The sequence below is a fragment of the Pseudomonas sp. FG86 genome, from assembly GCF_057808775.1.
Map to the genome: position 1 here is coordinate 51567 of NZ_JBMDIS010000012.1, position 19846 is coordinate 71412.

A 19846-nucleotide genomic window follows, 5' to 3' on the forward strand; every position below is an offset into this window, starting at 1 on the left:
TAGCGTGATATTCTGCGCGCCATCTTGGTCTGGTCTTTCCCCGGTACGTACACCCGTATACGTCCCGGCGGTCGGCTGTCGCCCAGGTAGCTGAAGCCAATAATGATAAGAAGTCAGCGCAGAAGGGACATAAAAGTGAGGTCGATACGTCGGCCTTGTGTGCCCACCCTGCGGTCTTGAAGTGAATGCGCAAACCCCACGTTGCGTTGCCTGGCGCAGCGTGAACGAGGGTTGCCCATCATCAGGGGCAGTGGGGCGGATGGCGTTTTATCATAGGTGCTACCGATGTTTAAGAAAGTAAACACGGCCCTGCTGGGGCTGGCTTTGTCGATGGGGATCACGTCCGTCCACGCGGAAGAGGCAAAGAAAGTCGATGTGCTGCTGATCGGCGGCGGCATCATGAGTGCGACCCTGGGTGTATGGCTCAATGAGCTGGAACCAGGCTGGTCGATGGAAATGGTCGAGCGCCTCGACGGCGTCGCCGAAGAAAGCTCCAACGGCTGGAACAATGCCGGTACCGGTCACTCGGCCCTGGCTGAGCTGAACTACACCCCGGAAGACAAGAACGGCAACGTTGAGATCCCGAAAGCGGTCGAGATCAACGAAGCGTTCCAGATCTCCCGTCAGTTCTGGTCCTGGCAGGTCCAGCAGGGCGTGCTGAAGAACCCGCGTTCGTTCATCAACTCCACACCGCACATGAGCTTTGTGTGGGGCGATGACAACATCAAGTTCCTCAAGAAGCGCTACGAAGCCCTGCAGGCGAGCCCGCTGTTCGCCGGCATGCAGTACTCCGAAGACCCGGCGCAGATCGCCAAATGGGTTCCGTTGATGATGGAAGGGCGTGACCCGAACCAGAAAATCGCGGCCACCTGGACCCCGATCGGCACCGACGTGAACTTCGGCGAGATCACCCGCCAGTTCGTCGCTCACCTGCAAACCACGCCGAAGTTCGACCTGAAACTGTCGAGCGAAGTGCAGGACATCACCAAGAACGCCGACGGCTCGTGGCGTGTCAGCTACAAAAACCTGAAAGACGGCACCAAGACTGAAACCGACGCCAAGTTCGTGTTCATCGGCGCTGGCGGCGGTGCCCTGCACCTGCTGCAGAAGTCGGGCATTCCGGAAGCCAAGGAATACGCGGGCTTCCCGGTTGGCGGCTCGTTCCTGGTCACCGATAACCCGGCCATTGCCGAGCAGCACCTGGCCAAGGCCTACGGTAAAGCTTCGGTTGGCGCGCCACCGATGTCGGTTCCGCACCTGGACACCCGCGTGCTGGATGGCAAGCGCGTGATCCTGTTTGGCCCATTCGCGACCTTCTCGACCAAGTTCTTGAAAGAAGGCTCGTACCTGGACCTGCTGACCAGCACCACCACCCACAACATCTGGCCAATGACCAAAGTCGGTATTCGTGAATACCCGCTGGTCGAGTACCTTGCCGGCCAACTGATGCTGTCGGATGACGACCGCTACAACGCCCTGAAAGAGTACTTCCCGAACGCCAAGAAAGAAGACTGGCGCCTGTGGCAAGCCGGTCAGCGCGTGCAGATCATCAAGCGTGACGAAGAGCAGGGCGGCGTCCTGAAACTCGGTACCGAAGTGGTCAGCTCCGCCGACAACACCATTGCCGGCCTGTTGGGTGCATCGCCAGGCGCATCGACTGCAGCGCCGATCATGCTGACCGTGCTGCAGAAAGTGTTCAAGGACAAGGTTGCGACCCCTGAGTGGCAGACAAAACTGCACCAGATCGTGCCAAGCTACGGCACCAAGCTGAACGACAGTCCTGAAGCTGTTGCCAAGGAATGGGCCTACACCGCCGGTATCCTGCAACTGACCCCACCGCCTGCGATTCCGCAACTGACTGCTCCAAAAGCCACCGAGGCTGCCAAGCCTGCGGCCGCGCCGAGCAAGCCAGCGTCTGACCTGGCGCTGTAAGCAACGCCTGATATCAGGTAACGCTTAAAAAAGCCCGCTGAACCGGTAACGGTCAGCGGGCTTTTTGTGCGCGGCTGTTTAACTGTGGGTGTGCTCCCGGCTGACCGGAGGCAGTTCAACCGTGCGCTCGGCCGCGGCCAGGGCCGCCCTCAACCCGGCCTGGTCCAGCGGCACGCAATACGCCGGTTTGGCGCGCTCGAACCGCCAGCTGTCATCCAGGTTGCCGGCGTCCACGGCATCGAAGCCCAGCTCGTCGAGTAAGCCGATCACCTGGGCTTTCGCGCCAGCATCATCGGCGGCCACCGGCAATGCGCGGCGGTCAGGGGCACCGTGGGGGCGGGCATGCTCGGTCAGGTCGGTCGCGAAGATCGCATTGAACACCTTGACCACCTTCGAATGGGAAAAATGCTCGGCGAGCAGCCGGCTGGTGGTGGTTTCAAAACGGTCGAGCGCGGGGAAATGCCCGTCACGCTCGGGGTAGTAGTTGTTGGGATCCAGTATTGTCTTGCCCTCCAGCCACTGCGCGGGAATGCTGCGGTAATGTTCAAACGGAATCGCCACCAGCACCACGTCACCGAACTGCGCGGCATCTTGCGCACTGCCCACTTTGACGCCGCGAATACCGCTGAGCACGCTGCTCATGGTCTGCGGGCCACGGGAGTTGCTCAGCATCACCTCATGGCCGGCAGCTAAAGCCAGCTGGGCCACGGCACGCCCGATAAAGCCCGCGCCAATCACGCCAATCTTCATGGTCTTGCTCCTTTTGAACAGGGGAGCCGTTATGATGATTGGCAACTGTTTGGCGATAAATAATTGTTATGGCGTGGGTGTTGTTACTGGGAGTAGGGAATGATGGACCGTCTATCCAGCATGAATGCCTTTGTGGTCGCCGCCGAGTTGGGCTCATACGCCCGCGCTGCCGAGCGCTTGAACATGTCGGCGCAGATGGTGGCCAAACACGTTGCCGCGTTGGAGCAGCGCCTGGGCGCGCGCTTGCTCAACCGCACCACGCGTCGACAAAGCCTCACCGAGTTGGGCAGCGCGTATTACGAGCGGTGCAAACATATCCTGACAGAGGCCGAGGCGGCTGATTCCCTGGCGCAGATCATGAATGACACGCCGCGTGGCAAGCTGAAAATCACCGCGCCGGTCACTTTCGGCTCCTACAGCCTGATGCCGCTGATTACCGCTTTTTTGCGCGATAACCCGCAGGTGCAAATCGACCTGCACCTCACGGATCGTTTCGTCGATTTGGTGGAGGAGGGCTATGAAGCGGCGTTTCGCATCGGCCCGCTGGCCACCACCGGTTTGACCGCCCGGCCACTGGCGCCTTACCGCCTGGTGGCCTGCGCGGCGCCGGCGTACTTGGCGGCCCGCGGCATGCCGCTGGCGCCGGCCGACCTGGAGCACCACGAATGCCTGGGCTACGCCTTCTGGTCACGCCCCGCGGATCGCGAATGGGTGTTTTACCAAGGCTCGACACCGCACACAGTGAAGGTCGCCAGCCGGTTGCAGATCAATGAAAGCCGGGCATTGATGACAGCCGCGCTGGACGGTTTTGGCATCGTCCTGGGCCCGGAAGACTTTCTGCGCGCGGCATTGGCCAGGGGCGAGTTGGTGCAGGTGCTGCCGGACTTCGAGGCTCCCAGCCGGCCAATGCATCTGGTCTACACCGCCCACCGCCAGCGTACCGCCAAGTTGCGAGGGTTTGTCGAGGCGGTGCTGGAGCGTTTCGGCCCGGCATGAGGGCGAAGAGGTGCAAATGCCGCGGTGTTGCGGGTACGCCTGAAGCGACCGGCCGTCGCGTGCGCTTTTTGAGGCGAGTGGGTTCAGCAACCTGACAGACACCACCTGTTAAAAAAGAACCCAGGCCATGCAGGAGCGCGGCTGGAACCAGGGGGCATTTTTTACTGATACAGGTGTTGGGTGTTAGCGCCCGAGGGGTTTGTATGTTGTTACGTTATGCAGCATTGGCGGCCATGGTTGTCGCCGCATCCGGGTGTGTGCAAGAGCGTGTCGTGCATGAGCGGCGCCCGGTGCAACGTGAGTATGTCGAGGTGGTCGCGCCACAGCCGCCGCCGGTTCAAGTGATTGAAGTCGAGCCTGCGCCACGCTACGGCTATATATGGTCGCGCGGTTACTGGCGTTGGGACGGTGGGCGCTACGTCGCGGTGCATGGCCATTGGGAGCCGGTGCGCGAAGGCTATCGCTACGTGCATCCGCACTGGGTGCAACGCAATGACGGTTTCCACTGGCAGGTGGGTGGCTGGGTTCGCTGAAGCCCTGCCTAGGTCGGCTTCTTCGTACCCAGGAGCCGAACCTCCCGCAACAGTGCCGCCCCCAGTTGGTCGGTGCCCAGTTCCCGATAGCCCACGGCCTTGACCTCACCGTTTTCCTCGGCCTGGATGAGGATCACCGGGGTTTCCTTGCCGGTCGTTTCATCCACATGCATGGCGTACTGGGGAATATCCACTTTGATCGGGGTGCCCGCCGCCTGGCCTTTGACATTGATCAGGAAGGCGGCACACCCGCTGTCGACATCCGCACTCGTGGCGGAGCGGCCGCTGACAAAGCAGGTGGGCGGCAAGTCGGGCCAGGCGATGGTGTCAGCCAGGACGAGGGTCGGCGTCATGACCAGGGCTGCGAGAAGAAGCGTGCGCACGTGAGGCGTTCTCTGGATCAAGGGAAGATGCGGTTTTACCAAAGCCTGCTCGCTGCCGCAACGCTGCGATCGCGGGTGGGCAGCAGGGTCTCCAGTACCCGCCCCCACTCCACGATTGCCTGGGCCGCTTTCTGGATGTGGGTGAGTCCGAACAGGTCAAACCCTGGACCGAACGTCACTCACACCCTTCCATCGGGTCCCCAGCGATACAAACCATGGCCGAGCGCAGTGGCGGTTTATTGCACCACGCGGTAGCACGGCACATAGGCCGCGCCGCCTGGCAGCTTCATGCGGTGCTGGGCGACGAAGGCCTGTAGCAGCTCGTCCAGCGGTTGCATGATGGCCGGGTCGCCGTGGATCTCGTACGGGCCGTTCTGTTCGATCAGGCGAATGCCCTTGTCCTTGACGTTACCCGCCACGATCCCTGAGAACGCACGGCGCAGGTTGGCCGCCAGCTCATGGGGCGGCAGCGCGTGGCTCAGTTGCAGGCTGGCCATGTTTTCGTGGGTCGGGTCGAACGGGCGCTGGAAGCCTTCGTCGATCTTCAACAGCCAATTGAAGTGAAACGCGTCGTTGCGCTCGCGCCGGAACTGCTTCACCGCCTTGAGCCCGGCGGTCATCTGGCGAGCCACTTCGGCCGGGTCGTCGATGATGATCTGGTAGTGCGCCTGCGCTGCTTCGCCCAGGGTTGCGCCGACGAAGGCGTGCAGTTGCTGCAGGTACGGCGCGGCGTGTTTCGGCCCGGTGAGGATGACCGGAAATGGCAGGCCGCGGTTGTCCGGGTGCATCAAAATACCCAGCAGGTACAGGAACTCTTCGGCCGTGCCGGCACCGCCTGGGAAGATGATGATGCCGTGGCCGACGCGCACGAAGGCTTCCAGGCGCTTCTCGATATCCGGCAGGATCACCAGCTCATTGACGATCGGGTTCGGCGCTTCGGCGGCGATGATGCCGGGCTCGGTCAGGCCCAGGTAGCGCCCGCCGGTGATGCGTTGCTTGGCGTGGGAAATGGTCGCGCCCTTCATCGGCCCTTTCATTACGCCGGGACCGCAGCCGGTGCACACGTCGAGGCTGCGCAGGCCCAGTTCGTGGCCGACCTTCTTGGTGTATTTGTATTCTTCGGTGTTGATCGAGTGCCCGCCCCAGCACACCACGATCTTCGGCTCGACACCGGGGCGCAGCGTGCGCGCATTGCGCAGCAGGTGGAACACGTAGTCGGTGATGCCCTGTGAGTTGCTCAGGTCGATGCGCTGGCTGTCCAGCTCGTTCTCGGTGTAGACGATGTCACGCAAGGCGCTGAACAGCATCTCGCGGGTGCTGGCGATCATTTCGCCATCGACGAACGCATCGGCCGGCGCGTTCAACAGTTCCAGGCGTACGCCACGATCCTGCTGATGAATGCGCACTTCAAAGTCTTTATAGGCGTCGAGGATGGTCTTGGCGTTGTCGATATGCGCGCCCGTATTGAGGATGGCCAGGGCACATTGACGGAACAGGGTATAGATGCTGCCGGAGCCGGCTTCGCTCAGTTGCTGGACTTCACGTTGGGAGAGTGTTTCGAGGCTGCCCTTGGGGCTGACGGAGGCGTTGATGACTTGACGTTGGGGCATTCTGGTTCCTTGAAAGCGCAGCCACCGCGCCCTTCAGCGGGGCGATGGCTTGAGAATGGTGGGCGCCGAATTCGGTCGCACGAGACGGTTATTCTGGCCGCCTCGCGGGCAGGGCGCAAACACCGTCCAGCACCATCATGCCGCAGAACTTACTGAATCAGCTTCCAGTTTTTGTAGAAAACCCGACGCAGGGTGAATACCAGGCCGGCAAAACCCGCGATCACGGCGTTGAGGACCGAGGGCAGCAAGGTCGGCCGCACGATATCAATGAACAGGCAGTAACGTTTTGCGTCGTTCTTGTTGAAGGACGCATGCATCAACGTGTCATCGAAAATAAACAGCGGGTCGTCGTGCCAGTAATGCTTGTGCTTGCCGACCTGGATATACACGCCGTCATGGTGAGGCGCCGGCGCCATGTTGTAGAGCACCCGGAACATCATGCGCAGGGGCCCGAAGTGAAAGGACGTCGAGCGGTTTTCGTTGAACACCGAAACCCCGATGGTCTTCACGAACGGCAGCTTTTTACGCAGTTCCGGGATGTCCAGGGTGGTTTCGATCGGGCGGCCATACCACTGGAAAAACAGCATGCCGCGTTTCTTCTCGGCCATGCGCTCGTCCAGGTAGCCGATGATTTCATCCTTGTGGGCCATGGCATCGTTGATCACCTGTTGCAGGTCTTCACGCCAGGCGGGCGGCAGGTCGCGCATCGTGTAGACATGGCGATTGCGGCTGCTCAGCAGGTCGAACAGGGTGTTGAACGGCGCCAGCAGCCAGGTATTGCGGCCGCTGCCGATAAAGTATTTCTTGAAGGTATCGCGGTCATACAAGCCGTTACGCAGGAAGTCATAGACCCCGCAGACCAGTACCAGGCCGAGGAAGACCGCCGTGGTCAGGGGGAACAGGAAAATAAACAGCAGCACGCCGAGCACCCAGGCGATCGACACTGCTTTCTTGCGTAACGCGGACTTGCTCATGAAACTCAGCTCCAGCTGGACGCCATTCGACAGGTACGGTTCCGTGGCTGCGAGTGGTGGGGTTTTGAAACATATTGAAACAACCCCGCCATGATAAGGCGTTATCAGTCGGTTGGGCGTTTTAAATATTGCAAAATTGTGAAGGGATTGAACAAATTTTCACGATTAGCGTTTGCTGCGAAAACGGCGCAGGACGCGTGGCGATACCCCGAACGTTAGCAGGGATGCGCAGAAAAGCGCGGCGCCGATTGGATTTTGTAAACAGAAGATTTGCGACTATCGTGACGCTTCGGTTTTTTGGACGTCATAGACCGGTACGATTGAAGTTGAATGGCCACCATTGGCCTTCGGCACCTTGGAAGAGGCAGAAATTTTATGATCATCAAACCGCGGGTTCGTGGCTTCATCTGTGTGACCGCTCACCCTGTTGGCTGTGAAGCGAACGTCAAGGAACAGATCGACTACGTGACTCAACACGGCGTCATCGAAGGCGGCCCGAAAAAGGTGCTGGTCCTCGGTGCTTCCACCGGTTATGGCCTGGCTGCGCGCATCAGTGCCGCGTTTGGCTGCGGTGCCGACACCCTGGGCGTGTTTTTTGAGAAAGAAGGCGAAGAGGGCAAGTTGAGTTCCGCCGGCTGGTACAACAGCGCCGCGTTCGAGAAGTTTGCCGTCGAAAAAGGCCTGTACGCCAAGAGCATCAACGGTGATGCGTTCTCCGACGAGATCAAGCGCCTGACCATCGACACCATCAAGAAAGACCTGGGCAAGATCGACCTGGTGGTCTACAGCCTGGCCGCGCCACGCCGTACCGACCCGCAGGGCGTGGTGCACAACTCCACCCTCAAGCCGATCGGCAAAGCCGTGACCCTGCGTGGGATCAACACCGACAAGGGCGTCGTGGTCGACACCACCCTGGAACCGGCGACCCAGGAAGAAATCGACGGCACCGTGAAAGTCATGGGTGGCGAAGACTGGCAGCTGTGGATCGACGCCCTGCGTGACGCCGATGTACTGGCCGAAGGCGCCAAGACCACTGCGTTCACCTACCTGGGTGAGAAGCTGACCCAGGACATCTACTGGAACGGTTCCATCGGCGAAGCCAAGAAGGACCTGGACAAGAAAGTCCTGACCCTGCGCGACAACCTGGCTGCGCTGAAGGGCGACGCTCGTGTGTCGGTACTCAAGGCGGTGGTGACTCAGGCCAGCTCGGCGATCCCGATCATGCCGCTGTACCTGTCGTTGCTGTTCAAGGTGATGAAAGAGCAGGGCACCCACGAAGGTTGCATCGAGCAGGTCTACGGCCTGTTCAAGGACAGCTTGTACGGCAGCCAGCCGAAGCTCGACGCCGACGGCCGCCTGCGCGCCGACCTGGCCGAACTGGAGCCGAAGGTCCAAGACGCCGTGGCAGCACTATGGAACCAGGTGACCGACGACAACGTCAACGAGATCAGCGATTTTGCCGGCTACAAGGCTGAGTTCCTGCGCTTGTTCGGCTTTGAGATCGATGGCGTGGACTACGAGGCTGACGTGAATCCGACCGTTAAGATCAACGGCCTGGTCCAAGCCTAAACACGCTCGAAAAAAATGTGGGAGCGGGCTTGCCCGCGATCGCGGTTTGTCAGTGCTGGATGTTTCGGCTGACACCCTGCAATCGCGGGCAAGCCCGCTCCCACATTCGTTGTGTGTTAAGCCTTTGCCGCTGCCGCCATCGATCTGCCAGACTCCATCGGCTATCAACTCACGCTAACGGAGGATCTGATGACGATTCGTGCAGTCGTTTTTGATTTTGGCGGTGTCCTGTTCGATTGGAACCCGCACCACCTGTACCGCAAGCTGATTGCCGACGATCACGAACGGCAGTGGTTCCTCGACACCATCTGTACCCAGGCCTGGAACACCGAGCAGGACGCGGGTCGTACCCTGGCCGAGGCTACGCGCAGCCTGGTCGCGCAATACCCCCAGCACGCAACCTTGATCACGGCCTATTACGACCGCTGGCATGAAATGCTGCGCGGCCCATTACCGGAGGGCGTGGCCATTCTCGAGGCGTTGCATCACGCCGACATGCCGCTGTTCGGGCTCACCAACTGGTCGGCCGAGACGTTCCCCTATGCGCGGGCTAACTACCTGTTCCTGCAGTGTTTTCGCGACATCGTGGTCTCCGGCGAGTTGAAGCTGATCAAGCCGGATGCCGCGATCTATCACGCCAGCCTCGCCCAGGTGCGTGCTCATCTGCCGGATATCCAGCCGAGCGAAGTGGTGTTCATCGACGACATCGCCGGCAATATCGAGGCGGCTGTCGCCTTGGGTTGGCAGGGCATTCATCATGTGTCCGCCGAACGCACGGCCGCCCGCTTGCGGGAATTGGGCGTGGGCTTCTAGCGCGCCCACTGTTCCATGACGAAATCCACAAAGGCGCGCAACTTGGGCAGGCGATAGCGATCCTGGGGGTACAGCAGGTGCATGGGGCGGCTCGGCAGTTGGTAGGTGGTCAATAGGGCCACCAGCTTGCCGGTTTGCAGGTCGGGCTGCACCAGGGCATCCGGCAGCATGACGATGCCCATGCCTTGCACTGCGGCCTGGCGCAGGGCTTGCGAGCTGTTGATGGTCAACGAGCCCGATACTGGAATCTCCACCTCGCCCTCATCCCCGGTCATGCGCCACAGTTTGTCGGCGTTGCGCCAATCGTCGGTCGACGGGTAGGCGAATGCCAGGCAGTCATGCTGTTGCAGATGCTCGGGCACCTGTGGCATGCCGTGTCGCGCCAGGTAATCCGGCGAGGCGCACAGGGTCATGGTGTAATCCTGCATGGGCCGTGCGATCAAGCTCGAGGGTTCCAGTTCACCCAGGCGGATCGCCACGTCGAAACCGCTGTCGACCAGGTCCATGCGCTGGTTGCTGAGCACCACGTACAGCTTGATCTGCGGGTAGCGCCGGGAGAACTCGCTCAAGGCCGGTGCCAGGCGTTCGGTGCCGAAGGCGGGGGGCGCGGTGATGCGCAGGGTGCCGCGGGGGACGTCGCTGTGGGCCTGTTCGGCCAATTGCTCGGAGTCGGCCACCAACCCCAGCACTTCCAGGCAACGCTGGTAATACTGCCCACCGAACTCCGTCAGGCTTTGCTTGCGCGTGGTGCGCTTGAGCAGGCTGACTCCCAGCCGTTGCTCGAGCGCGCGCAGGTGGTTGCCGACCATGGTGGTCGACATTCCGCAGGCGTGGGCGGCGGCGGTCATGCTGCCGCTCTCGACCACTTTCACATACACCGACATCGCCTGGAATAAATCCATTATCAAGCCCTGATTCAAAGTCATTGCAGGAAAGTGCAGTTTATCCAGCTCAGGTGGCTAACGATACTGGGATCGTCCCCACCATGCCCTGGAGCTTGCCACCATGACCGCCGCCTGCCTGATGACCACCTACCAACCCCTGGCCCTGAGCTTTACCCGTGGCTTGGGCACGCGCCTGTGGGACCAGCAGGGGCGTGAATACCTGGACGCGGTGGCGGGCGTGGCGGTGACCAACGTTGGGCACTCCCACCCAAAACTGGTAGCAGCCATCAGCGAACAGGCCGGCTTGCTGTTGCACACCTCCAACCTCTACAGCATCGACTGGCAACAACGACTGGCCCTGCGCCTGACCCGGCTGTCCGGCCTGGACCGCGCTTTCTTCAACAATTCCGGTGCCGAAGCCAATGAGACGGCACTGAAGCTGGCGCGCCTGCATGGCTGGAAAAAGGGCATCGAGCAGCCGTTGGTGGTGGTGATGGAAAACGCCTTCCACGGCCGCACCCTCGGCACCATGGCTGCCAGTGACGGACCGTCGGTACGCCTGGGCTTCCAGCGTTTGCCGGGGGATTTTCTCAAGGTGGGTTTTGGCGACCTGGCAGCCCTGGAGGCGCTGACTCAGCAGTTCGGCCCGCGTATTGCCGCTGTCCTGTTGGAGCCTATCCAGGGCGAAAGCGGCGTGATGGTCGCGCCGTCGGGTTACCTGAAAGCCTTGCGCGATCACTGCTCGCGCCATGGCTGGCTGATGATGCTCGATGAAATCCAGACCGGCATCGGACGTACTGGCGCTTGGTTTGCCTTTCAGCATGAAGGCATTGTTCCAGACGTGATGACCTTGGCCAAAGGCCTCGGCAACGGCGTGCCCATCGGCGCGTGCCTGGCTCGGGCTCACGTGGCCGAGCTGTTCACGCCGGGCAGTCACGGCAGTACCTTTGGCGGCAATCCGCTGGCGTGTCGCGTCGGCTGCACCGTGCTCGACATTATCGAAGAGCAGGGGCTGTTGCAGAACGCCGCGCAACAGGGGGAGCGCCTGCTGGCGCGGTTACGGGTGGAATTGAATGAGCATCCGCAAGTGCTGGCGATTCGCGGGCAAGGCCTGATGATCGGGATCGAGTTGGCCAGCCCTTATCGCGACCTGGCCCAGCGTGCCGCCCAGGAGCATGGGCTGCTGATCAATGTGACGCGGGGCAAGGTCATTCGGCTGCTGCCGCCGCTGACCCTGGAGGCCAAGGAGGTCGAGATGATCGTGCGCGCCATCACGCGTTTACTGGATTGAAATGGGATCTGATGCCCGTCAGTTAAGCGTACATCGCCAGCGGGCTTGCTCGCGAAAAACGTCAACGATAGCGCGTGCTTCCTGAATGGACGCGGCGCCTATGAGTTTTTCGCGAGCAAGCTCGCTCCTACAAAAAACCTTGACGGACTGGCCCCCCACACAACGGATCCCGGTGATCTTCAACGGTCACTCCCATTCAACCACTCCTGGTTCATCGTCTCGGTGTCGCCCAAGTACTCCAGCAACCAACGCATGGCGGGGGACACCTTGTTCTGCGCCCACGCCACGCACGACGGGCTGGCGGGGAAGGGGCGGCTCAATTGCAGGGCCACCAGCTCACCGCGTTCGATCCAGGGCAGCACTTGATGCGCTGGCGCCATGCCAACGCACAGGCCATCGCGCAGGCAGTCGATCGCCGAGGCCCAGTTAGGCACCACCAGGCGGCGCTGGTTGTCCAGGGTCCAGGTGTCGCGCTTGGGCAGGTTGCGTGACGTATCGGTCATGCACAGCGAGGCGAAGGGGCGCAGTTGGTCGTCATTGAGCAAGCCTTCGATGCCGGCGAGCGGATGCTGGCTGCTGACCACGCACAGCCAGTTCAACAGCCCCATGTCGCGAAAGGTGAAGTGACTGGCCACCGGCACCGCGCTGGTGGCGCCGATCACAATGTCGGTACGTTCATCGGCCAGGGCGTCCCACACGCCGTTGTACACCTCGTATTCCAGCAGCAATTCCACCTCGGGAAACTGTCGATAGAAATCCAGCACCAATTGCCGGCAACGCTGGGGTTTGACGATGGAATCCACCGCGACCTTCAACTGGCCGCTCCAGCCGTTGGCCACCTGCTGGCACAAGCGCCGTGTGCCGAGCATTTTTTTCATCACGCCGCGCGCTTCATCTATAAATAGACGGCCAGCAGGGGTGAGTTCGACATCGCGATGGCGCCGCACAAACAACGGCACGGCCAGCCACTCTTCCAGTTGGCGCACCGTATAGCTGATGGCCGATGGTACGCGGTGCAGTTCCTGGGCCGCAGCGCTGAAGCTGCCGTGGCGCGCGACCGCATCGACCACATCCAGGGAGTATTCGGACCACATACACACTGCCTTCAAAAATATTGATAGATGTATCCAATTATTATCGCTTCACAGGGATGTTGCCAGCTTCATAATGAGCGGCAGTCAGCAAATAGTTTGATGGCAGGATCTATAAGGCTTCAATGAAAAACTCTTTTGGTTTCACCTGGTATCTGGCGGGGCTGAGCATGCTCGGTTACCTCGCCATGGACATGTACTTGCCGGCGTTTGGCGCCATGGGCGAGCAATTGCAGATCGGCGCCGGCGCGGTGGGCGCCAGCCTGAGTATTTTCCTCGCCGGCTTTGCGGTGGGGCAGTTGCTGTGGGGGCCGTTGTCTGACCGACTCGGGCGCAAACCGATCCTGGTCACCGGCCTGAGCCTGTTCGTGCTGGGCTGCGCGGGGATGTTCTGGGTCGAGACGGCGCCGCAGCTGCTGGCCTTGCGTTTTATCCAGGCGATTGGCGTGTGTTCCGCCGCGGTCAGTTGGCAGGCCTTGGTGATTGACCGTTACCCGGCTGACAAAGCCCACCGTGTATTCGCCAGTATCATGCCGCTGATGTCATTGTCGCCGGCCCTGGCCCCGCTGTTGGGCGCGATGGTGTTGAATCACTTTGGCTGGCAGGCGATTTTCGCGGTGTTATTGGGCGTCTCGCTGCTGTTGCTGCTGCCTACGTTATTCCTACGTGCCTTGCCCAAACGCCCTGCCGCAGAAGGCGAGCCTGCGCGCCTGGGCTACGGGCAGTTGCTCGGCTCTCGGGTATTCACCGGCAACGTCATGATCTTTGCGGCGTGCTCGGCCAGTTTTTTCGCCTGGCTGACCGCGTCGCCCTTCATCCTCGGCGACATGGGCTACAGCCCCAATGACATCGGCTTGAGCTATGTGCTGCCGACCCTCGCCTTCCTGGTCGGTGGCTACAGTTGCCGCAGCGCCTTGCAGCGTTTCCAGGGCAAGACGCTGCTGCCGTGGTTGTTGGTGGCCTATTGCATCAGCATGGTGGCGTTGTACCTGGTCGCCACCTTGACCGTGCCGACCCTGACCACCTTGCTGATCCCGTTCTGCCTGATGGCCCTGGTCAATGGCGCCAGCTATCCGATCGTGGTGGCGAATGCGCTGATGCCCTTTGCAGAAAATTCCGGCAAGGCCGCAGCACTGCAAAATACCCTGCAATTGGGGCTGTGCTTTCTCAGCAGCCTGGTGGTGTCGTCGATGCTCGAGCAGCCGCTGTTGATCACGGCACTGGTGATGCTGGCGACTGCGCCGTTGGCGGTGCTGGGTTACTGGCTGGCGCGGCCGAAAGCAGGCCGCTCGGAACTGGCAACGGATCTGAACCTGAAGTGACACTGCGTTTCAGTCTGTGGGAGGGAGCAAGCCCCCTCCTGCATTTGACTCCCCCTAGAAGGTCACTTCCATATTCACCGTCGGCGTCGATGTGCGGCTGCCCCGGCCGCCATCCACACCGAATTTGTTATGCCAGTACTCGTAGCCCACCCCAAGGTACAGGTTCGGCTTAACACTTTTACCCGGCCGCACCGCCACCATCAGCGCGGTGCGCAGCAAGGTTTCGGCTGCGGTATCGCGGCCGTGGAAGTCCTCGCCCTTGTCTCCGACGTGGTTGATGAACCCCTGGAACTTGGCCCCATGGTTGCCGATCTCGAACGGGCGCATCCAGGTCAGGTTGAGCAGGTAAGTGTCGTCAAACGTGTGGTTTGACTCTTTCGCGCCGGGAATGCCGGTGTGGTTCCGTTCCTTGTAGTACATCAGGCTCAGGTCCAGCACGCCGACGGTGTTGAACTTCAAGGTCGGGCCGAGCACCAGTGCGCGTTTCCTGGCTGAGGCGAAGTTGTTGTTGCGGTTGGCATCGAAGCCCAGGGTGAAGGCGTAATCCTTGATCAACCCGGTACCCAGCGGCGTATCGAAGACGCGAGAGGCATACAACTGGTGCCGATACACCGCGTACACCTCACTGCCGCCGTGGTCGGTGCCCTTGCGCGGGTCGCGGCTGTCGGACAGGAACACATCCAGGTTCAGGAAGTGACTGCCGTATTGGTAGCCGCTGGCGTGGGTAAAGCTGTAGATGCGTTTACTGAATGCATCGGGGTTGTTCGGATTGGTGAACTGCTGGCCGTAGCGAAATCCTACGCTGTTGTTCATCCATTCCATCGCGACGGCCTCCCCGCCGCCGAGGAGCGTCAATGCCACGGTTGCGCCCTGTAGTGCCTTTTTCATTGTTGTAGTGTCCTTTGGCGTTCTGGCTCATGTCGGCCGGATTGTTTTTGTAACGCCGATGGAGGGTATCTTGTTCGATTGATTGTATACAACTCTATGGACATCCAGTCCTTACATTGCATACAGTGGCCGCACAACAAAAACAGAGAACCCCTCACCATGACTATCCCGAAGGCGTCACCGCAGCGGCCAGAAGATGAGAATCTTGGCGTCGCCGCCAACCTGGCTTACGGCCTGCAGCATGTGCTCACCATGTACGGCGGCATCGTTGCCGTACCGTTGATCGTCGGCCAGGCAGCTGGGTTGTCGCCGGCGGATATCGGCCTGTTGATCGCCGCGTCGTTGTTTGCCGGTGGCCTGGCCACCTTGCTGCAAACCCTTGGCCTGCCGTTTTTTGGCTGCCAGTTGCCGCTGGTACAGGGCGTGTCGTTTGCCGGTGTGGCAACCATGGTGGCGATTGTCGGCAGTGATGGCGCTGGCGGGGTGCCAGCGATTCTGGGGGCGGTGATGGCGGCGTCCTTGATCGGGCTATTGATTACCCCGGTGTTCTCGCGGATCACCCAGTTTTTCCCACCGCTGGTGACCGGTATCGTGATCACCACCATCGGCCTGACCCTGATGCCCGTCGCGGCGCGGTGGGCCATGGGCGGCAATAGCCGCGCAGCCGACTTCGGCAGCATGCCGAACATCGGCCTGGCCGCGCTGACCCTGGTGCTGGTGTTGCTGCTGAGCAAGATCGGCAGTGCGACTATCTCGCGGTTGTCGATCCTGCTGGCGATGGTGATCGGCACGCTCATTGCGGTATTGCTGGGCATGGCCGACTTCTCCGGTGTCACCCAGGGGCCGATGTTCGGTTTCCCCGCGCCATTCCATTTCGGCATGCCGACCTTTCATGTGGCGGCGATCATTTCCATGTGTATCGTGGTGATGGTGACCCTGGTGGAAACCTCGGCAGATATCCTGGCGGTGGGTGAGATCATCGACACCAAGGTCGACTCCAAACGCCTCGGTAATGGCCTGCGTGCCGATATGCTGTCGAGCATGTTCGCGCCGATCTTCGGGTCGTTCACCCAAAGTGCATTCGCCCAGAACGTCGGCCTAGTGGCGGTAACGGGGGTGAAGAGTCGGTTTGTGGTGGCGACCGGTGGGCTGTTCCTGGTGATTCTCGGCCTGCTGCCCTTCATGGGGCGTGTCATTGCGGCCGTACCGACCTCGGTACTGGGCGGTGCCGGGATCGTGCTGTTCGGCACCGTGGCGGCCAGTGGTATTCGCACGCTGTCCAAGGTGGATTACCGCAACAACATGAACCTGATCATCGTCGCCACGTCCATCGGTTTCGGCATGATCCCCATCGCTGCGCCGAGTTTCTACGATCATTTTCCCAGCTGGTTCGCGACCATTTTCCACTCGGGCATCAGCTCGTCGGCGATCATGGCGATCCTGCTGAACCTGGCGTTCAACCACATCACCGCCGGTAACTCAGACCAGCAATCAGTGTTCGTGGCAGGGACGGAGCGCAGTTTGTGTTTCCAGGATGTGGCGGCCTTGCGCGAGGGGGATTACTTCAGCGGCGGCAAGTTGTTTGATGCACAGGGTCAGGAGATTCCACTGGTGGCGCAGGTGTCGAACAAAGCCGCGAGGCCGGAGACCAGCGACGTCTAGACGGTAGGAGGGGGCGAGCTGCAGTGGCCAGTGGGCTAGTTGAGGTAAGTTGGCTGATTGTGGCGAGCGGGCATGTTGTGGCCAGCGGACTTGCTGTGGCGAGCGGGCTTGCCCCGCGTTGGGCTGCGAAGCGGCCCTAAAACCTGGCGATTTTATATGCCTGGATAAACGCAGTTGGCCTTATGGGGGCTGCTTCGCAGCCCAACGCGGGGCAAGCCCGCTCGCCACAGGGATATTCCAATTTGCTGAGCGACAGCGCTAAGTGGCCCTGCACATTTTTACCTCAGCCAGCCTTGAGGGCTGTGTGCGGCGTCGAGCACGCCTCATCCAGGAACTTCACCACCGTGCCCATGCACGCCTGGCGCTCTTCCACATGGGGCATGTGGCTGGAGTCTTCAAACAGCGCCCAGCGCACATCCGCGATTTCGTCCAGGAACGGCTTGACCACCAGCGGCGTCGCCTCGTCATGCCGGCCGGAAATCACCAGGGTCGGCACCTTGATCGCCGACAGGCGGCCGATTACGTTCCAGTCCTTCAGGCTGCCAATCACGTGGAACTCGGTAGGGCCGCTCATGGCGTGGTACACCGTCGGGTCGGCATCGACCGCGGCGAAGGTGCGGGCTACCTCTTCAGGCCAGGGGTTGACCCGGCACACGTGCTGGTCATAGAAAATCCGCGAGGCGGCGAGGTATTCCGGGTCTTGGTAGGTGCCGGCGGCTTCATGCTTGAGCAGGGTTTCATGCACGCCTTCGGGCAGCAGTTTGCGCAGGCGGTTGGCTTCGCTGACCCAGGTGCGCATGCAGGTGGGCGAGTTGGCTGGGATGAAGGCGCGCAGGCCCTTGGGTTGCAGGATCGCATGCTCACTGCCGAGCATGCCGCCCCAGGATTGCCCGAGGATCGCGTAGTCATCGCTGATTTGCAGGTGGTCCAGCAGGTTGTTCAGCTCATCGAGGAACAGGCTGACGGTCCAGAAGGAGGGGTCTTTGTCGGGCAAATGGGTGGAGCGCCCATTGCCCAGTTGATCGTAGTGGATCACGGCATGACCGCTGGCGGCGACGTCCTTGAAGGCGTCGACGTAGTCATGGGTGCAGCCGGGGCCCCCATGGATGATCACCAACGGTGTGCGGCCGGTGGTCAGGTCGCCAGTGATGCGGTACCAGGTCTGGTAAGCGCCAAAGGCCGCATACCCTTCGCGGATTTTTTCGATGAATTCCATTTCGTACCCTGCTCTGAAAAAAAGGATCAGGGACACGATAATCGGCACGCGATGTTTAGGTAACTAGCAAAACAGCTAGGTTTTGCCGAAGGTTCAGTCTTCCAGCAAGCGATAGTGGGTTGCGCGAACCACTGCCTGGACCCGGTTCTTTGCCCCTAATTTGTGCATCGCCGACGCCAGGTGCAGGGTGACCACTGCCAGGGAACGGCTCAATTGGGTGGCGATTTCGGCGGCGGTCAGGCCATCGGCGGCCCATTTCAGGCACTCGCGCTCACGTTTGGTCAGGCGAATATGCGGGTAGGCACGTAGCTCCTTGCTGAATAATGGGTAGGCCGCTTCCTGCAAGGCATGGGTAATCAGGGCGAAATCCGACAGAGTCTGCTGCGCATCCCGCAGCACCACGCTCGCCTTGCCGGTGCGCAGACCGGTCAGCGAGGCAAAGCCGCCGCGGGGCAGGTGGATCGGCACGCTGACGCCGCAGGTCAGCTGGCGGTCATGCAGGTAAGAAGACACGGGCGCGTGGCAGGGGTCGATGATCTGCTGCAGGGCGGTCTGGGCTTTGGCGTCATAGGACCAGACAAACGGCGAAACCGTGCTCAAGGCCAAGTGCTGCACGGGGTCGATCTGGTAGAACCCTTCGCTGCACCACAAGGCATGCCAGTCGGGTGGGGTGTTGCGCAATTCCAGCACGGAGGGGGTGATGAGCTCGCCATTGAGGTCGATGGGCACCGGGGTGTAGTCATACACCAGCGCATCGAAGCCCAACTGCTGGGCGAGGTCGAACGTATTGTCCATCTGTTCATCCAGGCTCCTGCCCGGCATCAGACGGTTATTGAACGCAGTTAGCTTGGCCAGCATCCGTTCTGCTCCCGAATTCATTTGAATCTCGACTTGCGGCAAGTAGAATGCCACGCCCCGGCGAAGGACTGCCAGGCCAAACCTATAAGAAATACTAGGTTATGGACACACGGCATCCTCGGTAGTGTTGGCCTGATTAACGGCCGCTACCCGCCAGGCCGATACAACACAAGGAATGTATGCATGTGGCGTGAAATTGCCCCCGACCAGCAGTACAACGTGCAAGTCGACGGCCATAACCTCGTGGCCTACAGCTTTGGTGACGGCGATGAGGTGCTGCTGTGCCTCAACGGCGGTCCTGGCCTGCCGTGTGACTACTTGCGTGACGCCCATGGCTGGCTCAAAGACCATAACCTGCGAGTGGTTGCATTCGATCAGCTTGGCACTGGCGCTTCAGCCAGACCGACCGATGTTTCCCTGTGGGAAATCCGCCGTTATGTCGAAGAAGTCGAAACCGTGCGCCAGGCCCTGGGCCTGGGCCGTGTGCATTTGCTCGGCCATTCCTGGGGCGGCTGGCTGGCGATCGAATACGCTATCCATTACCCCGCCGCCCTGAAAAGCCTGATCCTGGAAAACACCGTCGGCGACATCCCGCACCTGTCCCAGGAACTGGAACGCCTGCGCGGCGCCCTGGGCAGCGAAACCGTGGCGATGATGCAACGCCATGAAGCCATGGGCACCCTGGACCACCCGCAGTACCAGGCGGCGATCACCTTGCTCAACTACCGCCACGTGTGTCGTCTGGACGAGTGGCCGGCACCGGTCAAGCGCTCCCTGGATGACTGGAACATGGGGCCGTACGAAACCATGCAGGGGCCGAATGAATTTCTCTATATTGGCAACCTCAAGGACTGGAACCGCATCCCCGAGATGGCCGATTTCAAGATGCCGATGCTGATCACCACCGGTCAGCACGATGAACTGACCCCGGCCTGCGCCATGCGCATGAAGCTGGCGGCTCGCCACGCCGAGCTGCATGTGTTCCCCAACAGCAGCCATATGCCCTTTTATGAAGAGCCTCACGCGTACTTCCCGGTGCTGCTGGACTTTCTTGCTCGCCATCGAGGCTGACGA

Annotated in this window: 19 protein-coding genes; 9 read left to right on the plus strand and 10 right to left on the minus strand. The window is 60.9% G+C overall.

What is annotated here, in order from left to right:
* The first annotated feature begins 285 nt into the window (after positions 1 to 285).
* Complete coding sequence (gene mqo, locus ACODSV_RS10835) at positions 286 to 1932, plus strand: malate dehydrogenase (quinone) (RefSeq protein WP_024074121.1); 1647 nt, start codon at positions 286 to 288, stop codon at positions 1930 to 1932.
* A gap of 78 nt (positions 1933 to 2010) precedes the next feature.
* Here mqo and ACODSV_RS10840 read toward each other — a convergent pair whose 3' ends face one another.
* Entirely contained in the window at positions 2011 to 2682 is a 672-nt protein-coding gene (locus ACODSV_RS10840; protein WP_024074123.1) for an NADPH-dependent F420 reductase, read from the minus strand.
* A gap of 99 nt (positions 2683 to 2781) precedes the next feature.
* Here ACODSV_RS10840 and ACODSV_RS10845 point away from each other — a divergent pair, with 99 nt between their 5' ends.
* Positions 2782 to 3678 (plus strand): LysR family transcriptional regulator, encoded by an 897-nt coding sequence (locus tag ACODSV_RS10845; RefSeq protein WP_102624383.1) that lies wholly within the window; start codon positions 2782 to 2784, stop codon positions 3676 to 3678.
* A gap of 203 nt (positions 3679 to 3881) precedes the next feature.
* A complete protein-coding gene (locus ACODSV_RS10850; protein WP_041160867.1) occupies positions 3882 to 4211 on the plus strand; it encodes a YXWGXW repeat-containing protein in 330 nt (109 codons plus the stop codon).
* Between the two features lie 8 nt (positions 4212 to 4219).
* On the opposite strand, the gene ACODSV_RS10855 is transcribed toward ACODSV_RS10850, so the two are convergent.
* The 4 genes from ACODSV_RS10855 to ACODSV_RS10870 form a co-directional block, all read right to left on the minus strand.
* A complete protein-coding gene (locus tag ACODSV_RS10855) occupies positions 4220 to 4594 on the minus strand; it encodes a hypothetical protein (protein WP_024074126.1) in 375 nt (124 codons plus the stop codon).
* A gap of 35 nt (positions 4595 to 4629) precedes the next feature.
* Entirely contained in the window at positions 4630 to 4773 is a 144-nt protein-coding gene (locus ACODSV_RS10860) for a hypothetical protein (RefSeq protein WP_190300964.1), read from the minus strand.
* Between the two features lie 57 nt (positions 4774 to 4830).
* Entirely contained in the window at positions 4831 to 6204 is a 1374-nt protein-coding gene (gene ppnN, locus ACODSV_RS10865; RefSeq protein ID WP_024074128.1) for a nucleotide 5'-monophosphate nucleosidase PpnN, read from the minus strand.
* 149 nt (positions 6205 to 6353) lie between these two features.
* Positions 6354 to 7178, minus strand: a complete 825-nt coding sequence (locus tag ACODSV_RS10870; RefSeq protein ID WP_024074129.1) for an aspartyl/asparaginyl beta-hydroxylase domain-containing protein — start codon at positions 7176 to 7178, stop codon at positions 6354 to 6356.
* 375 nt (positions 7179 to 7553) lie between these two features.
* On the opposite strand from ACODSV_RS10870, the gene fabV reads away from it, so the two are divergent.
* Positions 7554 to 8747: an enoyl-ACP reductase FabV gene (fabV, locus tag ACODSV_RS10875; RefSeq protein WP_024074130.1), complete on the plus strand. Its 1194-nt coding sequence runs from the start codon at positions 7554 to 7556 to the stop codon at positions 8745 to 8747.
* A gap of 189 nt (positions 8748 to 8936) precedes the next feature.
* The gene (locus tag ACODSV_RS10880) at positions 8937 to 9560 is read left to right on the plus strand and encodes an HAD family hydrolase (protein ID WP_150054320.1); all 624 of its coding nucleotides are present in this window, start codon (positions 8937 to 8939) and stop codon (positions 9558 to 9560) included.
* Here ACODSV_RS10880 and ACODSV_RS10885 read toward each other — a convergent pair.
* Positions 9557 to 10462 (minus strand): LysR family transcriptional regulator, encoded by a 906-nt coding sequence (locus ACODSV_RS10885; protein ID WP_069077374.1) that lies wholly within the window; start codon positions 10460 to 10462, stop codon positions 9557 to 9559. The genes ACODSV_RS10880 and ACODSV_RS10885 overlap by 4 nt on opposite strands.
* A 103-nt stretch (positions 10463 to 10565) precedes the next feature.
* Between ACODSV_RS10885 and ACODSV_RS10890 the strand changes: the two genes are divergently transcribed.
* Positions 10566 to 11735, plus strand: coding sequence for an aspartate aminotransferase family protein (locus tag ACODSV_RS10890; RefSeq protein ID WP_150054321.1), 1170 nt, complete (start codon positions 10566 to 10568; stop codon positions 11733 to 11735).
* Positions 11736 to 11914: 179 nt separating this feature from the next.
* On the opposite strand, the gene punR is transcribed toward ACODSV_RS10890, so the two are convergent.
* Complete coding sequence (punR, locus tag ACODSV_RS10895; protein ID WP_024074135.1) at positions 11915 to 12829, minus strand: DNA-binding transcriptional activator PunR; 915 nt, start codon at positions 12827 to 12829, stop codon at positions 11915 to 11917.
* A 122-nt stretch (positions 12830 to 12951) separates the two neighbouring features.
* Here punR and punC point away from each other — a divergent pair, with 122 nt between their 5' ends.
* Positions 12952 to 14148, plus strand: a complete 1197-nt coding sequence (gene punC / locus ACODSV_RS10900; RefSeq protein ID WP_150055696.1) for a purine nucleoside transporter PunC — start codon at positions 12952 to 12954, stop codon at positions 14146 to 14148.
* 54 nt (positions 14149 to 14202) lie between these two features.
* Here punC and ACODSV_RS10905 read toward each other — a convergent pair whose 3' ends face one another.
* A complete protein-coding gene (locus ACODSV_RS10905; protein WP_150055695.1) occupies positions 14203 to 15036 on the minus strand; it encodes a nucleoside-binding protein in 834 nt (277 codons plus the stop codon).
* 159 nt (positions 15037 to 15195) lie between these two features.
* Between ACODSV_RS10905 and ACODSV_RS10910 the strand changes: the two genes are divergently transcribed.
* Entirely contained in the window at positions 15196 to 16698 is a 1503-nt protein-coding gene (locus ACODSV_RS10910) for a nucleobase:cation symporter-2 family protein (RefSeq protein ID WP_024074138.1), read from the plus strand.
* Between the two features lie 283 nt (positions 16699 to 16981).
* On the opposite strand, the gene ACODSV_RS10915 is transcribed toward ACODSV_RS10910, so the two are convergent.
* Positions 16982 to 17914: a proline iminopeptidase-family hydrolase gene (locus tag ACODSV_RS10915; protein WP_024074139.1), complete on the minus strand. Its 933-nt coding sequence runs from the start codon at positions 17912 to 17914 to the stop codon at positions 16982 to 16984.
* Positions 17915 to 18007: 93 nt separating this feature from the next.
* Positions 18008 to 18772, minus strand: a complete 765-nt coding sequence (locus tag ACODSV_RS10920) for a LuxR family transcriptional regulator (protein ID WP_024074140.1) — start codon at positions 18770 to 18772, stop codon at positions 18008 to 18010.
* 183 nt (positions 18773 to 18955) lie between these two features.
* Here ACODSV_RS10920 and ACODSV_RS10925 point away from each other — a divergent pair, with 183 nt between their 5' ends.
* Positions 18956 to 19843, plus strand: coding sequence for a proline iminopeptidase-family hydrolase (locus ACODSV_RS10925; protein WP_024074141.1), 888 nt, complete (start codon positions 18956 to 18958; stop codon positions 19841 to 19843).
* Positions 19844 to 19846: the final 3 nt, after the last annotated feature.

What these genes read in the sequence shown, in the direction of transcription:
- mqo (WP_024074121.1), top strand. Translation starts at nt 286, where the DNA reads ATGTTTAAGAAAGTAAACACGGCCCTGCTGGGGCTGGCTTTGTCGATG.
- ACODSV_RS10905 (WP_150055695.1), bottom strand. Translation starts at nt 15,036, where the DNA reads ATGAAAAAGGCACTACAGGGCGCAACCGTGGCATTGACGCTCCTCGGC.
- ACODSV_RS10920 (WP_024074140.1), bottom strand. Translation starts at nt 18,772, where the DNA reads ATGCTGGCCAAGCTAACTGCGTTCAATAACCGTCTGATGCCGGGCAGG.
- punR (WP_024074135.1), bottom strand. Translation starts at nt 12,829, where the DNA reads ATGTGGTCCGAATACTCCCTGGATGTGGTCGATGCGGTCGCGCGCCAC.
- ACODSV_RS10840 (WP_024074123.1), bottom strand. Translation starts at nt 2,682, where the DNA reads ATGAAGATTGGCGTGATTGGCGCGGGCTTTATCGGGCGTGCCGTGGCC.
- ACODSV_RS10890 (WP_150054321.1), top strand. Translation starts at nt 10,566, where the DNA reads ATGACCGCCGCCTGCCTGATGACCACCTACCAACCCCTGGCCCTGAGC.
- fabV (WP_024074130.1), top strand. Translation starts at nt 7,554, where the DNA reads ATGATCATCAAACCGCGGGTTCGTGGCTTCATCTGTGTGACCGCTCAC.
- ACODSV_RS10870 (WP_024074129.1), bottom strand. Translation starts at nt 7,178, where the DNA reads ATGAGCAAGTCCGCGTTACGCAAGAAAGCAGTGTCGATCGCCTGGGTG.
- ACODSV_RS10915 (WP_024074139.1), bottom strand. Translation starts at nt 17,914, where the DNA reads ATGGAATTCATCGAAAAAATCCGCGAAGGGTATGCGGCCTTTGGCGCT.
- ACODSV_RS10925 (WP_024074141.1), top strand. Translation starts at nt 18,956, where the DNA reads ATGTGGCGTGAAATTGCCCCCGACCAGCAGTACAACGTGCAAGTCGAC.
- ACODSV_RS10850 (WP_041160867.1), top strand. Translation starts at nt 3,882, where the DNA reads ATGTTGTTACGTTATGCAGCATTGGCGGCCATGGTTGTCGCCGCATCC.
- ACODSV_RS10845 (WP_102624383.1), top strand. Translation starts at nt 2,782, where the DNA reads ATGATGGACCGTCTATCCAGCATGAATGCCTTTGTGGTCGCCGCCGAG.
- ACODSV_RS10885 (WP_069077374.1), bottom strand. Translation starts at nt 10,462, where the DNA reads ATGGATTTATTCCAGGCGATGTCGGTGTATGTGAAAGTGGTCGAGAGC.
- ppnN (WP_024074128.1), bottom strand. Translation starts at nt 6,204, where the DNA reads ATGCCCCAACGTCAAGTCATCAACGCCTCCGTCAGCCCCAAGGGCAGC.
- punC (WP_150055696.1), top strand. Translation starts at nt 12,952, where the DNA reads ATGAAAAACTCTTTTGGTTTCACCTGGTATCTGGCGGGGCTGAGCATG.
- ACODSV_RS10910 (WP_024074138.1), top strand. Translation starts at nt 15,196, where the DNA reads ATGACTATCCCGAAGGCGTCACCGCAGCGGCCAGAAGATGAGAATCTT.
- ACODSV_RS10880 (WP_150054320.1), top strand. Translation starts at nt 8,937, where the DNA reads ATGACGATTCGTGCAGTCGTTTTTGATTTTGGCGGTGTCCTGTTCGAT.